Annotated in this window: 14 protein-coding genes; 6 read left to right on the forward strand and 8 right to left on the reverse strand. The window is 51.1% G+C overall.

Annotated features, from left to right (window positions below):
- Nucleotides 1-30 precede the first annotated feature (30 nt).
- Nucleotides 31-2,067, forward strand: coding sequence for a DUF460 domain-containing protein (locus tag A3L09_RS01750; RefSeq protein ID WP_198362279.1), 2,037 nt, complete (start codon nt 31-33; stop codon nt 2,065-2,067).
- Between the two features lie 18 nt (nt 2,068-2,085).
- A complete protein-coding gene (locus A3L09_RS01755; protein WP_088858950.1) occupies nt 2,086-2,703 on the forward strand; it encodes a hypothetical protein in 618 nt (205 codons plus the stop codon).
- On the opposite strand, the gene A3L09_RS01760 is transcribed toward A3L09_RS01755, so the two are convergent.
- Together A3L09_RS01760 and A3L09_RS01765 are read right to left on the reverse strand one after the other, a co-directional pair.
- The gene (locus A3L09_RS01760) at nt 2,684-2,995 is read right to left on the reverse strand and encodes a transcriptional regulator (RefSeq protein WP_088857344.1); all 312 of its coding nucleotides are present in this window, start codon (nt 2,993-2,995) and stop codon (nt 2,684-2,686) included. The two genes, A3L09_RS01755 and A3L09_RS01760, sit on opposite strands and share 20 nt — an antisense overlap.
- A 4-nt stretch (nt 2,996-2,999) precedes the next feature.
- Entirely contained in the window at nt 3,000-3,605 is a 606-nt protein-coding gene (locus A3L09_RS01765; protein WP_088857345.1) for a hypothetical protein, read from the reverse strand.
- A gap of 133 nt (nt 3,606-3,738) precedes the next feature.
- On the opposite strand from A3L09_RS01765, the gene A3L09_RS01770 reads away from it, so the two are divergent.
- A complete protein-coding gene (locus A3L09_RS01770; protein WP_088857346.1) occupies nt 3,739-4,482 on the forward strand; it encodes a hypothetical protein in 744 nt (247 codons plus the stop codon).
- On the opposite strand, the gene A3L09_RS01775 is transcribed toward A3L09_RS01770, so the two are convergent.
- Together A3L09_RS01775 and A3L09_RS01780 are read right to left on the reverse strand one after the other, a co-directional pair.
- Nucleotides 4,483-4,683, reverse strand: coding sequence for a TIGR04140 family protein (locus tag A3L09_RS01775; RefSeq protein ID WP_088857347.1), 201 nt, complete (start codon nt 4,681-4,683; stop codon nt 4,483-4,485).
- Nucleotides 4,684-4,740: 57 nt separating this feature from the next.
- Nucleotides 4,741-5,712 carry a TIGR00269 family protein gene (locus tag A3L09_RS01780; RefSeq protein ID WP_088857348.1) on the reverse strand — a complete coding sequence of 324 codons (972 nt, stop codon included), beginning with the start codon at nt 5,710-5,712 and terminating at the stop codon, nt 4,741-4,743.
- A 62-nt stretch (nt 5,713-5,774) separates the two neighbouring features.
- Here A3L09_RS01780 and A3L09_RS01785 point away from each other — a divergent pair, with 62 nt between their 5' ends.
- Nucleotides 5,775-6,548, forward strand: a complete 774-nt coding sequence (locus A3L09_RS01785) for a hypothetical protein (protein WP_088857349.1) — start codon at nt 5,775-5,777, stop codon at nt 6,546-6,548.
- Here A3L09_RS01785 and A3L09_RS01790 read toward each other — a convergent pair whose 3' ends face one another.
- Nucleotides 6,549-7,682, reverse strand: a complete 1,134-nt coding sequence (locus A3L09_RS01790) for a site-2 protease family protein (RefSeq protein WP_088857350.1) — start codon at nt 7,680-7,682, stop codon at nt 6,549-6,551.
- A 79-nt stretch (nt 7,683-7,761) separates the two neighbouring features.
- Here A3L09_RS01790 and A3L09_RS01795 point away from each other — a divergent pair, with 79 nt between their 5' ends.
- Nucleotides 7,762-8,880: a glycosyltransferase family 4 protein gene (locus tag A3L09_RS01795; protein ID WP_232473558.1), complete on the forward strand. Its 1,119-nt coding sequence runs from the start codon at nt 7,762-7,764 to the stop codon at nt 8,878-8,880.
- Nucleotides 8,881-8,974: 94 nt separating this feature from the next.
- Here A3L09_RS01795 and A3L09_RS01800 read toward each other — a convergent pair whose 3' ends face one another.
- From A3L09_RS01800 to A3L09_RS01810, 3 genes are read right to left on the reverse strand one after another with little or no spacing between them, the layout of a single operon-like run.
- The gene (locus A3L09_RS01800) at nt 8,975-9,880 is read right to left on the reverse strand and encodes a glycosyltransferase family 2 protein (protein WP_088857352.1); all 906 of its coding nucleotides are present in this window, start codon (nt 9,878-9,880) and stop codon (nt 8,975-8,977) included.
- Between the two features lies 1 nt (nt 9,881).
- Complete coding sequence (galU, locus tag A3L09_RS01805) at nt 9,882-10,751, reverse strand: UTP--glucose-1-phosphate uridylyltransferase GalU (protein ID WP_088857353.1); 870 nt, start codon at nt 10,749-10,751, stop codon at nt 9,882-9,884.
- A complete protein-coding gene (locus tag A3L09_RS01810) occupies nt 10,748-12,031 on the reverse strand; it encodes a UDP-glucose dehydrogenase family protein (protein ID WP_088857354.1) in 1,284 nt (427 codons plus the stop codon). Before A3L09_RS01810 ends, galU begins: the two co-directional genes overlap by 4 nt.
- Before the next feature lie 69 nt (nt 12,032-12,100).
- Between A3L09_RS01810 and A3L09_RS01815 the strand changes: the two genes are divergently transcribed.
- A complete protein-coding gene (locus A3L09_RS01815; protein ID WP_198362295.1) occupies nt 12,101-13,039 on the forward strand; it encodes a glycosyltransferase in 939 nt (312 codons plus the stop codon).
- The last annotated feature ends 1 nt before the right edge of the window (nt 13,040 follow it).

The following is a 13,040-nucleotide window of genomic DNA, read 5'->3' on the forward strand; positions in this document are numbered from 1 at the left end:
TAAAACCTCCCTGAGACCTCCACTTGAGAGGTGGTGGCTATTCTAATCCTCGGCCTTGACATAATAAGCGAGAACCCGAAGAGGTTTGCGGTGGTGAGCTGGTTCAACGGAATGCTTGAGAGAAAGGGGGAGTTCACCCTCTACCGCTTAATCCGCTTCATCCACGCTAAACGGCCGGACATAATTGCGGTTGACAGCGTTACCGAGCTTGGGGATGATCTCAGGAAGTTTTTGAGGGCCCTGCCCCCCGGAACTAAGCTGGTTCAGGTTACGGGCAGGCCTGGGGAGCAGAGAAGCCTTCAAAGCCTAGCCAGGGAGCAGGGCATAAGAACCGGTGACCGCTTCGATCCCTACGAAGAAGCTAAATTAGCCGCCCTTTTAGCGAGTAAAGGAGTTGGCTACGAGGTTCTGGCTTTTGAGGATGAGGTGGTGGTCAAGGTAACGCGTGGGCGGAGCCCTGGAAAGGGCGGCTGGAGCCAGGATAGGTACAGGAAAAGGGTGCACAACCTCGTCCGAGATAAAGTCAGGGAAATAGAAGAGCGCCTCAGGAGGGCTGGTATCCCCTTCGACCTCGAAACTGAGGAAAAGGACTACGGTCTGTCCAAAGGGGAGTTCCGCGTTTACGCTTCCCGGGAAGAGCTGGCAGGGCTCATAAAGCCGATGAAGGGGGGTGATGTGGAGGTCAGAATTCTGCCCGTCGAGAGGTCTGAACTCGGGTTTGCTCCCCTAACTGGTGAGGAGGCCATAAAAGAAAGGAGGAGCATTATAGTCGGAATAGATCCGGGGATAACCGTTGGAATAGCGGCTATAGACCTCAACGGCCGCATCGTCGCCCTCCACAGCGAGAGGAACATGCCGGTTGGGGAGGTCTTCAGGTTCGTGAGCGAGGTGGGGCACCCGATTATAGTTGCCACCGATGTTTCTCCGGCCCCGGGTTTCGTTGAAAAGATAGCCCGCTCCTTCAAGGCTCAGCTCTTCGCTCCCAGGGAGAGCCTCAGGGTTGAGGAGAAGAACGAGCTCCTCCGAGATCTTGGAATAACGGTCGACGACGACCATCAGCGCGATGCCCTCGCGGCTGCCTACAAGGCCTACCTTCGCCTGAAGCCCAAGCTAGAGCACATAGACGCCCGTCTGCGTGAGGCTGGCTTGAGCAAGAAGTCCGAGGAGGTTAAGGCCCTCGTCATCCAGGGCTACAACCTCGGTGAGGCCATGCAGAAGGTTTCTCTTAAGGGGAGGCGGAGGAAAGAAATGGAAGAACCTGGGGAAGAGCAGAGGGGCTTTGATGCCGAGCCCTACCTTAGGAGAATACGTGAGCTGGAGAGGAGGATAGAGTTCCTGGAGCGGGAGAACGAGGAGCTCAGGGAGATTATCAGGGAGCAGAGGAAGACCATCGGAAAGCTGGAGAGGAAGATAGCCGACTACGATGACGAGGTCAGGAGAAAGGTTCTGAGGGAGAGGGAGCTTGAGGCCAAAGTAAAGCGCATTGAACTCCTTGAGAAACAGCTCAAAGAGGCCAAGGCCGTAATCGAGAGGCTGAGCAGGGATTTGGTCCAGGTTAAGAGGATGAACGTGGTTGAGATACGCGGTTCGGCTGTCCCGCTCAAGGTTCTCAGGGTTCTCAGCTGGCGCGAGCTCCAGAGAATAGAGCGTGAGATCGGTCTCAGAAGGGGCGACGTGCTCTTCGTGGCCAATCCCGCCGGTGCAGGAAAGGCGATAGCAGAAGAGCTCGTTGAGAAGGGTATAAAGGCCATCATAACCGAGAAGCCGCTACCTGAGGTGGTTGCCAGCGTCTTCCGCGAGGCTCACGTTCCATTCTTTACTAGCGAAGAGCTCGACGTCAAGAGGGTCGACGAGTTTGCGGTCGTTGAGAGGGAGACACTTGAGACCGCCATAGAGAGGCTCTTGGCAAAGTGGGAGGAGGAAGACCGCGAGAGGGAGGCCGAGAAATTAGCCAGGTTGCTTGAGGAGTACAGGATCGAGAGAATCAAGGAGCTGGAGAGAAAGGCCAGGGAAGAGCTCGAAGAAGAAAAGCGGAAGAAGAGGGGTGGGAAGGATTTTAAGTTTTAACGACCAGCTGCCTTGGTGATGAAAATCTCGCGGGAGCGGTTGGTGATAATCGCTTCGACCTTAGTCATCTTCCTCGGCTTTTTGACCGCAGTCATCAACGGGAGGAGAGACCATATCTACCGCACTCTCGTTGCCATGATTAGCCTCTCAATACCGCTGATCCTTCCAAGGAGCCTTCCATATCCACCTAAAAAGCTCTGGCCGTTTCTATCACCAATCTACAATGAGGGAACGATGGCGATCCTTGCGGTTTTCATAGCAGTTCACGTCTCCCTTGTGAACGTGCCGTTTACCCACTGTGATCTCTTCCATCGAGACTGGAGGAACGCAGATACCATAAGCCACTTCTTAGGTGGTCTAACGGTCTGGCTGATCGTCGCTCAGATTTTATCGGGACTTGGTGGGATTGGCATTAGATTCTCCAAAAGGCAGGTTGTCCTTTACTCCTTCCTCGTCTTCTACGCGCTCTCGATAGGATGGGAAATCGCTGAAAAGCTGAGCGAGAGCGAGATAAGCTTCATTCATGAGAGCTTTGCCAACAAGCTCCGTGACCTCCTCATGGACACGCTGGGGGCTTTGTTTGCCCTCTGGATGATAGAAAGAAAGGGGTATCCCTTCAGCCTTGAGGAGGAATAGCGGCCGAGAGCGCCTCCTTCAATGCCCTCATGTACCTTGCCGTCTCTTCCGCGCCTTTCTCCGTTATTCTGACAGCTGTCCTTGGCCTATCGGCGATGACCTTGTAAACCTCCACGTAGCCAACCTTCTCAAGGGTCTTCAGGTGGGAGTCGAGGTTTCCGGGTGTTACCTCGAGCACTTCCAGGAGGTCTCTGAAGAGGGCCCTTTCCCTCGGCAGGAGGTAGAGCATTATGGCGAGCCTTATGGGGTTGCCGAGGACGTTGTTGGAGCTCAGCTCCTTGAGGGCTTCCATTTTATCACCGCTCGACGGCTTTGAAGGCGGAGTGGAGGTATAGAAGTATTGTTGCGGCAAATCCCAGTGAGACCACGAAGCCGGCCCAGACCATCGCTCCGCTTTTCATCCTCCACGCCAGCGGTATGGCTAGAGCTGGTATTAGAAACGCGGGAACCATCTCATTCTCGGCTTTGTAACATCTTCTCAGTATTCCCCACTGGCCAAGGAGTGAGACGCTGATAAAGCTCAAGAAGCCCACGGCAAGACCCGCCTCTTCGTTTACCCCCGGGTTTAATGATGGTACCAGAACCCACCCCAGCATCGCGCCAGCTATCCAGGCCCCCGTTATTTCCCAGCCGATCTTTTTTCTGGGATCCCTTTTGATCCCGGAGATGATCACTATCCTTTTCCAAACCTTTGACGTGAAGGCAACCACGAGGATCGTGGCAGTCGCCCAGTATGCGATGCTGAAAGCAGTTCCGCCGTGAAAGAACTTGAGTATAACGTAGAACAGGGTCAGAACAGCTAGAAACCCCGAAAAGTTCATGGCCGTGTATATTTTCTCAGCCGCTATCAGCTTTCCTTCCACCCTCTCAAGCACATTCTTGAGTTCCCTCACGTCTTCCATCTCAACCACCATTGGGAATTGGGAGCTCCCCTATTTATAGCGTGGAGTTTCTCTGGATTTCAGAGTGCCAACACGAGTAGGCTGACGATACTATTAAATACTCCGATGCATCATAACAGTTTGGTGAGACAGCGTGGAGCTTCTGAGTACGGGCATTCCCATCCTCGATGAGGCGTTGGGTGGGGGCCTTCTTGAGGACAGTAACCTCCTCATAGTCTACGATACTTACTCAAACGGCTGGGCCCTGGCCTTTGAGATGCTCAGGAACCGCATAGGTGAGGGGGACTTCGGTGTCATCATAAACTCAGTGATGCCATTCACTCCCCTCAAGATGGAGCTCGGGCTTATAGAGCTTGACATTGAAGAGGAGGGAAGAAAGAACAACCTTGCGATCGTGGACATCTTCTCCTCGTTCTACGGGATAGATTACCCACTGGACTTTGTGTACGTTGCTAAGAACATGGATACCAGTACTTTCATGCCAAAATACAGCTCCCTCTACAGACGTCTTCTCACGGAGCGGATCAAAGACAGACGTCCCATTGGGGTGGATTTCACTGTAGATGGCCTGGCGTTCTTATTTGGGGAGGATAACTTTATCAGGATGTTCCAGAACCTAATCGCCCTGAAGGAAAAGGCAAGGATCTCAGAGAAGAGAAAAAGGCCCATAAACATTTTTCTCCTGAACAGGGGCAGGGCCTCGGAAAGGCTCACGGCTTGGATGTCCGCTTATAGCCAGTACGTCATAGAGTTCTGCTCCTCCCCGAACTCTATGAGCGAGAGGATGGTGATCAGAAAGTCGCCCCTGCCTGGTTTCAGGCCCAGGGACGGCGGCTACAGCTTCCAAGTTGAGGGTGGAAGGATTTATATAGAGTAGCTATCCACCGGCCCGGGCCCTCATCAGAAACTTCAGGAACTTCCTCGTTTCCTCCGCTTTGCCTTCAATAAGAACCCTGTTAAGGGGTATCCCGTTTCTCTCGATCTTTCCCGCGAACCTCAGCTCTATCCCTGATCCACTCCTCAGCAGGATTTCCTCGAGCTCTTTGAGAGGGATTGGGGTTAAGATCTCGCGTTTCATTTTTAATGCCTGATAGGTATACCTTACAGCCATTTATAAATCGTCCTTCAGTAGACTTCACTCAACTCGGAAAGTCAGCCCCTTCTCCCTGGCCCTCTTCTCCACCTGGAGCCTGAACTGACAGGCCTTGCATATCTCGCCTGTGGTTGGCTGGCCGCATATTTTACAGCGGTTCAGCTCACTGGTCTTCTTTGTGTAGGTTTTCGCTATGAGCGGAAAGAGCTTGTCGTAGCTTCTCAGGATTTGATACTTCGTTCCTGGGTGCCTCTCCTCCATCTCGTTGAGCCAGTCCCTTATCTCGGCCCTGAAAGCCTCAACGGCGTAGGGGCACTCGCTTAAATCCACCTCTATGTTGTTCAGAACGGCGTAGAGGACTATCTCCTTCTCCGGAATCTCGCGGAGGGGTTTTATCCTCGGGACTAGCTCCGGGTGGATCTCCTCGTAGTATGGCCCGGTTCTCCCGAGTCTCGCTATGTCCCCCCTGAGTATGTTCATGATGAACATCTGAACCTCGTCGTCGAGGTTGTGTCCGACGGCGAGCTTGTCCGCTTCAACGTCTTTGGAGGCGTAGTTGAGGAGCCAGCGCCTCCACACGCCGCAGTAGGAGCAGGCCCCTACCCTTTCTCCCTTCTCGAAGCTCCCCATTATCTCAACAGTCTCGTCGAGCGTAAAGCCTATGTACTCTTTGAACGAGTATATTCTGTGCTCTATCCCGAGCTTTTTAGCGTTTCTCTTGGCTATCTCGACGCTTGGGGGCCTGTAGCCGGCTATTCCCTCGTCTATCGTTATTGCCACCAGCTCAAATGGAAACTTCTCGCGGAGCTTCGCCAAGAGGTGCATTAGGACGACGCTGTCCTTGCCGCCGCTCACTCCAACGGCTATCCTCTCACCCTTTCCTATGAGCCGGTACTTCTTCACAGTCTCCTTGAACTTCTTCTCGACCATCTCGTTGAAGTGTTTGTGGCAGTAGTACCTTCCTGTGTAGCGGGCGTGATACACCGCTGGCCTTCCGCACTTTGAACACTTCATCATGAATCCCGAATCGCGAATGCATTTAAAAACTGATTGGCCAAAATTATGCGGGTGAGAGCATGGAGGCGTTACTGGAGAAGTTCAGGCCTTCCGTTGTAGGCACGGGCATAAAAGATCTCGATGAGATGTTAGGTGGAGGACTCATACGCGGGGGGATCATCCTCTTTGTCTATGACGCATCCTCCTTTGGGTGGACTGTAGGTGTTCAGATCTTCAGGAGGATAATAGAAGATGGAAATGGTTTTGGAATAGTTACGAGCTACTCCTTCCCTCCCAGTCTTCTTGAGAAGTACGCGCTTAGCATGAACTATGATGTACTTGAGCACGCCAGCCACGGTGAGCTGGTTATAATAGACGTTCTTGGTTCCCTCTACGATGCCAGGGTTGATCTGCCCTTCGTTTACTACCCAGGGAAGCTTGATCCAGAGACTTTCCTTGCGAAGCTTGAGGCAACCTACCGGAAGATTTTCTCGGAGAGGCTTGGGGGAAGGACCCCGATTGAGATCTCCGTCACAATGGATGCTCTGCCAAGCCTCTTCGGTGAGGAAGCGGCCATTAAAATCCTCCGCAGGAGCCTGGTTAACAAGGAGCTCACACTCGTTAAGGAGGAAGGATGGAGACCGACCAATATCTTTCTCATTAACCGCGAGAGGGCCAGCAGGTACTTCCTGGAGTGGCTTTCACAGTACGCAGAGCACATCATAGAGTTCCGACCCTCAGAAACCCCTGGGGTTGAGAGGATGATCGTTAAAAAGTCCCTGCTCCCGGATTTCGTCCCCAGAACGGCGGAGTTCAGGTTTAAGAAAGGGGAGATAGAGATCTTCCCGGAGTGATCACCTGGCGAGGTTCATCAGCGCCGGCCAGAGGTTGAGGGCCAGCAGAAGGAGGCCGACGCCTATGGTTGCGTACCTTATCGGGTTCGCCACGCCCTCCGGCAGGTACTCCTTGAGGACGTCGTCGAGCATTCTCCCGCCGTCGAGGGGGATGAGCGGGAAGAGGTTCATCAAGCCTATGCCGAGGTCGAGCACGTAAATCCAGTAGAGGGAGAAGAAGATCGGGAAGAGTATGTTCTCGTGCCCGACCTTCGAAACGTAGTGCTGACCGAGGTATATTCCTACAAACGGCTTTGTGGGGTCGCTTTCTCTCGCACCCAGTTTTAGTTTAACGGTCTCCCCCTCCCCGTCCCTGATGATGTCGATCGTTATCACGTCTCCGGGCTTTGTCGAGTTTATGACCCTCTCAAAGTCTTTGATGGTTTTTATTGCCTCCCCGTTTATTCCCGTTATAATGTCCCCCTTCTCCAGGATCCCAAAGGCTGGTGTGTTCTCCACTACCCCCGCCACCTCTATTCCCGCGGGCTGTAGGAGGGGCGTTAAGGCGAGGTTTATTATCATGACTGCTATCACGGCGGTGACTATGTTGGCGAGAGACCCCGCCCCGTAGACCCTCAGCCTCGTCCTCAGCGGGGCCTTCTTGAGCTCGTCCTCGTCGGGTTCAACGAACGCACCAGGGATCACGAAGAAGAGAACCAGTCCCACAGACTTGAGGGGAAGTCCGTCTGCCCTCGCGGTAACTCCGTGGCTGAGTTCGTGAACCACCATTACCACGGCAAGGCCCACGAGCCCGTACCAGAGGGGTATCGTGAGGCCGGGTATGACGAGCTGAACTCCCGCCTGCTTTCCGTGGGTCTGAAGGGTGGCCATAGCGGTTTTTAAGAGGGCGTAGAAGACGTAGGCCATTCCCATGAAGCCCAGGGCTATGCCGACGTCGGCGTAAACCTTCCAGAACTTCCGGGCCTTTCTTGCGAGGTTATCTATAAAGCCCAGCATCCTCTTTGTGCGCCACATCAAGATGAACAGGTCAACTGCCAGTCCTTCCTCCTCATTGCTCCTGTCCCGGAGCAGTGCGTAAATGATGATCCAGAATGCGACTATCCCGCCCAAAATCACTACCAACGCTGATGCCATATTCCATCTCCTCTCGCTCTCGCTTCCTTTTGATTGGAGGGGGCTTTAACTTATAAACCTGCCGACATTAATGTGAACGGTGCTCCCAGTGGAGACCCTCAGGATAGCCTTCGTCTACGACGTGATCTACCCTTGGGTCAAGGGTGGAGTTGAAAAGAGAATTCACGAGCTCGCCATTAGGCTGGCGAGGAAGCACGAGGTTCATATCTACGGCTACAAACACTGGGAAGGCGGTAGCTACCTTGAACGCGGAGGTGTTGTTTACCACGGACTCGTTCGCCCGGGGACCCTCTACCTGGCCGGCAAGAGGAGTCCCTTCCCCATGTTGAGCCTGGCCACTGCCCTGAGGAAGAGACTTCCCGAGCTTGGGGAGTACGACGTTGTCGACGTCCAGAACCTCTTCTATCCGGGTGCCTTCGTTCTGAGAAAACTTCCCAACGCGGTTCTAACGTGGCATGAGTTCTGGGGGAGCTACTGGTTTAGATACTTCGGGCCTCTTGGAGCGGCTGGTTTTGCGACTGAGAATCTCCTGCGCCCCTATAAGGTACATCTGTCCGTCTCATGGAAGACACAGCTCGATCTCCTTAAAGCGGGCGTTTCCTCTAGGGTTGTCCCAAACGGCGTGGATATAAAAAGAATCAAGCGGATAAAGCCCGCTGAGCTCAGGAGTGACTTTATTTTCGTTGGACGGCTTATGAGGGACAAGAACCTTGAGCTTGCCTTGGGTGCCGTTTCGACCCTGAGGGAGGACTTTCCTGACGTAGTCTTCACCGTCGTTGGTGATGGTCCTGAGAGGGATAGACTTGAGGCCATCTCCAGGAGGCTCGGTCTCTCCGGGAACGTGGTTTTCACTGGCAGGTTGGAGGGCTGGGAGGAGGTGATCTCCCTCCTGAAGGCCTCGAAGGTCTTTGCTTTCCCCTCACTTCGAGAGGGCTTTGGAATGGCCGTGCTTGAGGCCATGGCAGTTGGAGTCCCTCCAGTTGTTTTGAATTCGCCAATGAATGGAGCGAAATTTCTGGTTGATGAAAAGAGTGGCTTGGTGCTAGGAGAGGATAAATTTGCCAATGGACTGGGGCTTCTTCTCTCGGATGAGGGACTGCGGAAAAAGCTTGGAAGAAACGCGAGAAGGAAAGCTGAGGGGTTTGATTGGGGAGAAATTGCAGGGAGTTTTGAGGACATATTGTTAATGTCAATTTGATAAAGCTCCCCTTTATTGTTGAGGTTTGGGAGTTTTGAAATACCTGCTCGTTATGCTGAGTGAGTCTAGTATTGGGTGGGGTTCATAAACGTCGTTAATCTTTCTTAAAATGCAGTATTTTCTTTATGTACTCCACTGAACGGGAGTCCAGCGCGAGTTCTATAAGCTTTGCGTAATTCTCTGTGTTAAACGGTGCCATTGCAATGGAGCGGGCAATATATCTTAGCCCCTTTTCTGCGTTTCCCCCGAAAATGAGAAGGAATCCCATCTGACTTAGATGGATGCTCATTATTTTTGGATTCCTTCTGATGTCGAGATGTTTGTTGATGAACCTCTCCCTCCCAGGTATGTATTTGTTCATATTGAAAGATATCTGCCTTCCATGAACGTAGTACTTTGCAACTATCTCATTCACGTAGTCGAACTTGTAGTGCTTCGCTATCCTGAGCCACATGTCCCAGTCCTGAGAGCTTGTGAGCTTCGGATCAAAGAGCCCCGCCCTTTTGAAGCACTCGCGCCTTATGAGAAGGGTTGGGCTCCCCACAAAGTTCTCCCTCAGAAATCGTCGGTATACATCCCCACGGAACTGTGGGAGCCTCTTCCCGAGGATCCGCCCATCCTGCTGCGACACGTAGTAGAAGCCGCCGTAGACTACTCCGAATTCCTCCTCGAGGGCTTCGAACTTTTTCACTTGAACCTCAAGCCTCATTGGGAGCCACTCATCGTCATCGTCAAGAAACGCTATGAACTCTCCCCGGCTTTTTTTTATCCCTGTGTTCCTCGCAACGGGAGCGCCGGAGTTTTTCTTCAGGCGGAGGTACCTGACCCGGCCGTCGTCTATACTTTCGACCACTTCAGGTGTGTTGTCTGTTGAGGCATCGTCTACAACGAGCAGTTCAAAATCTTCGAACGTCTGGTAGAGAACGCTATCTATGGCTCTCCTTAGAAGGTCGGCCCTGTTGTGCGTTGGGATTATCACTGAAACAGCTGGGCGGCTCATGTCATACCTCCTTGGCGAGCTCTTTAATCACAGTACCTATCTGTCCTTTGAGTTCTGGCCGTAGGAGGCCAAGTTCAATGTTGGCCTTTATAAACCCAAGCTTAGTGCCGACATCGTACCGTTTCCCCGAGATTCTCTTTGCTAGGATTTTTCTTTCGTTGGCCAGTATCCTGAGAGCGTCCGTTAGCTGAAGTTCTCCTCCCTTCCCGGGAGGTGTTTTTTTCAGTATATCAAAAATCTCGGGGGGTAAAACGTATCTCCCTATTATAGCTATGTTGCTTGGAGCTTCTTCCGGAGAGGGTTTTTCGATAAGGTCATTCACATCATAGAGACCGTCTTCTATTTGGCTTCCGCTGACTACACCGTACCTGCTGACGAGCTCCCATGGAACCTCCTCAACGCCGATAACCGGGGAAGAGTACCGGCTGGCAACTTCAATTAGCTGTTGTATTCCAGGTTTTTCGCTCACTATTATATCATCTCCAAGCAGTACTGCAAAGGGTTCCCTATTAACGTGTTTTTCAGCATGAAGAATGGCATCACCAAGGCCGAGCGGTTTTTTCTGCCTAACGTAATAAATGTCGACCATTTCCCCGATTTCCTCAACCTGCTTAAGCTCTTCGAGCTTTCCCTTCTCCCTGAGATAATACTCGAGCTCAAAGCTCCTGTCGAAGTAGTCCTCAATAGCTCGCTTCCCCTTTCCAGTAATTATCAAAATGTCATCAATGCCTGCCCTTATTGCCTCCTCGACGACATAATGGATAACAGGTTTGTCCACGATAGGGAGCATTTCCTTGGGCATTGATTTGGTTATTGGGAGCATTCTCGTGCCCAAACCAGCCGCTGGGATCACAGCCTTTCTTATTCTCACCAGCACACCCCCTCGTAAACCCTTGCAGTCTTTTCGGCGGCCTTTATCCTTCTACCATCAATTACAATTTTCCCAGAATAATCCAGCTTCTCGAACTCTCTCCATTCCGTAACTATCAGGATTACATCAGCCCTCTTTAAAACGTCCTCAGCCGAATTAGCGTACTCTATCCTCTCGCCAACATCTGGATAGAAGCGCTTGAAGTTCTCCATGGCTTGTGGATCATAAGCTACGACACGAGCTTCCTCTTCCAGGAGATTCTTTACGACGACATAAGCCCTAGTCTCCCTAACATCATCAGTATCCGGCTTGAATGCCAGGCCGAGAACTCCAATGATCTTCCCTTTGAGTTCTGGAACATGCTTCTTAAGGAGTTCGATCAGTTTGAGGGGCTGCCTCTCGTTGACTTCCACGGCGGCTTTAATGATTATCGGGTCTTCTCCTAATTCTTCGGCTTTTCTGATGAGTGCCTTAGTGTCCTTGGGGAAGCAGGAACCGCCCCATCCAATTCCCGTTTTGAAAAAGTGCGGGCTTATCCTGTGGTCGAGTCCAACGCCCTCGAACACTCTCCACGAGTCGATTCCAAGTTTCTTGCAAATGTTCCCGATCTCGTTTGCAAAGCTTATTTTTGTCGCGAGGAAAGCGTTAGAGGCGTACTTTATCATCTCAGCAGTTTTAATGTCGGTAAACAGCTTTGGCGCGTTAATGGGGGCGTAAAGCTCTTCGAGAACTTTCTTAGTTCTCCCGTCTTGAACACCAATGACTATTCTGTCAGGGTTCAGGAAGTCCTTTAATGCCACTCCCTCGCGGAGGAATTCCGGGTTCATTGCCAGACCAAAGTCTTCGAAAGCTTTCTTTCCAGAGTATTCTTCAAGAATTGGTTTTACGACTTCTTCAGTTGTCCCAGGTAGGACTGTGCTCTTAACCACAACGATATGATAGGTGCCCTTCTCTTTAAGAGCCCCTCCGATTTCTTCTGATGCTTTTTTAACGTAAGTTAAGTCCATCGAGCCGTCTTCTCTTGACGGTGTTCCCACTGCAATGAAAGTAACCTCAGAATTTAGAATCGCTTCTTTGTAATCTCTGGTAGCATAATACCTGCCCTTGTATTCTCTCATTAGTTCTTCAAGCCCTTCCTCGTAAATTGGAGGTTGAGCATTGTTGATCATCTGGATTTTCCTATCGTCTACATCAACGAAGATGACTTCGTTTCCGAGTTTAACAAATCCAATTCCAGTGACAAGACCCACATAACCGGACCCAATTATTGAGATCCTCATTTTAACTCCCCCTTTACCTCTAATCCGCGAATCTTATAAACTTCATGCATGTATCCGTGAGGGGTGGGCATGAGAAGTCTAAAAACCTCAAGCTACATCCTTGTGACGCCTGCGAAGAATGAGGAGGACAACTTACCTCTCCTGGCTAGAAGCGTGATCAATCAAACGATTAGACCGAGACTGTGGGTTATTGTCAATGATAATAGCACTGACGGAACGGATAGGATTATATCCTCCCTTGAGTCAGAGTATCCTTGGATAGTGGGATACAAAATAGCGGACGGTTTCCTTGAATATGACGCGACTATGAGATATTCTGAAGTTGTGAAAAAAGGTTTTGATATAGCTAGACATCTTGCCTATAATAAAAGTATTCCTTATGGCTACATCGGCTTGGTAGATGCGGACTTTATTCTCGAAAGGAGATTTTTTGAGAAGATTATAAATGAGTTTCATAAAGATCCCAGTCTTGGCATCGCTAGCGGGGGAGTTTATCTGAAGACACCCAACGGGAAAAAAATCTTCTGGGAAAGGACTAATCCTAAGCATCCTAGGGGAAGTCCTAGACTGTTCAGGAGGGAGTGCTTTGATGATATTGGGGGCTATCGGCGATTTTATACCCCAGACGTTGTCTCAAATTACCTTGCAAGACTTAATGGGTGGGAAGTGAAACAGGTTATAAACGCCATAGCTGTTCAGCTAAGGCCCACCCAAAGTAGGGGCGGTGTCTTTAGGGCGTATATTCGGCAGGGTAGAGCAAATTATCACCTTGGGGTTAGCCCTATGTCTCTACTGGCTAGGGTGATCTTTATGCTTCTTTTTGATAACAGATTAAAAGCCGGGGGTTTGCTAGTTGGATACTTTTCGTCTCTACTTCGACGTGAGGATTATTTAATACAAGGAAAATTAAGGGAGTTTGCGAAAAAGGATATGGGCGTATCAAATAATGTTAAGAAAGTCTTATCAATGGTGAGTACTGGTTTATCGAGGGATTCGCTGAACAGGTGAA

The organism is Thermococcus profundus (genome assembly GCF_002214585.1).
Lineage (GTDB): Archaea > Methanobacteriota_B > Thermococci > Thermococcales > Thermococcaceae > Thermococcus > Thermococcus profundus.

Bases quoted from the DNA above. Each gene is read 5' to 3' on its own strand.
- A3L09_RS01760 (WP_088857344.1), bottom strand. From the start codon at position 2,995: ATGGAAGCCCTCAAGGAGCTGAGCTCCAACAACGTCCTCGGCAACCCC.
- A3L09_RS01790 (WP_088857350.1), bottom strand. From the start codon at position 7,682: ATGGCATCAGCGTTGGTAGTGATTTTGGGCGGGATAGTCGCATTCTGG.
- A3L09_RS01810 (WP_088857354.1), bottom strand. From the start codon at position 12,031: ATGAGGATCTCAATAATTGGGTCCGGTTATGTGGGTCTTGTCACTGGA.
- A3L09_RS01785 (WP_088857349.1), top strand. From the start codon at position 5,775: ATGGAGGCGTTACTGGAGAAGTTCAGGCCTTCCGTTGTAGGCACGGGC.
- A3L09_RS01780 (WP_088857348.1), bottom strand. From the start codon at position 5,712: ATGAAGTGTTCAAAGTGCGGAAGGCCAGCGGTGTATCACGCCCGCTAC.
- A3L09_RS01775 (WP_088857347.1), bottom strand. From the start codon at position 4,683: ATGAAACGCGAGATCTTAACCCCAATCCCTCTCAAAGAGCTCGAGGAA.
- A3L09_RS01800 (WP_088857352.1), bottom strand. From the start codon at position 9,880: ATGAGCCGCCCAGCTGTTTCAGTGATAATCCCAACGCACAACAGGGCC.
- A3L09_RS01755 (WP_088858950.1), top strand. From the start codon at position 2,086: ATGAAAATCTCGCGGGAGCGGTTGGTGATAATCGCTTCGACCTTAGTC.
- A3L09_RS01765 (WP_088857345.1), bottom strand. From the start codon at position 3,605: ATGGAAGACGTGAGGGAACTCAAGAATGTGCTTGAGAGGGTGGAAGGA.
- A3L09_RS01815 (WP_198362295.1), top strand. From the start codon at position 12,101: ATGAGAAGTCTAAAAACCTCAAGCTACATCCTTGTGACGCCTGCGAAG.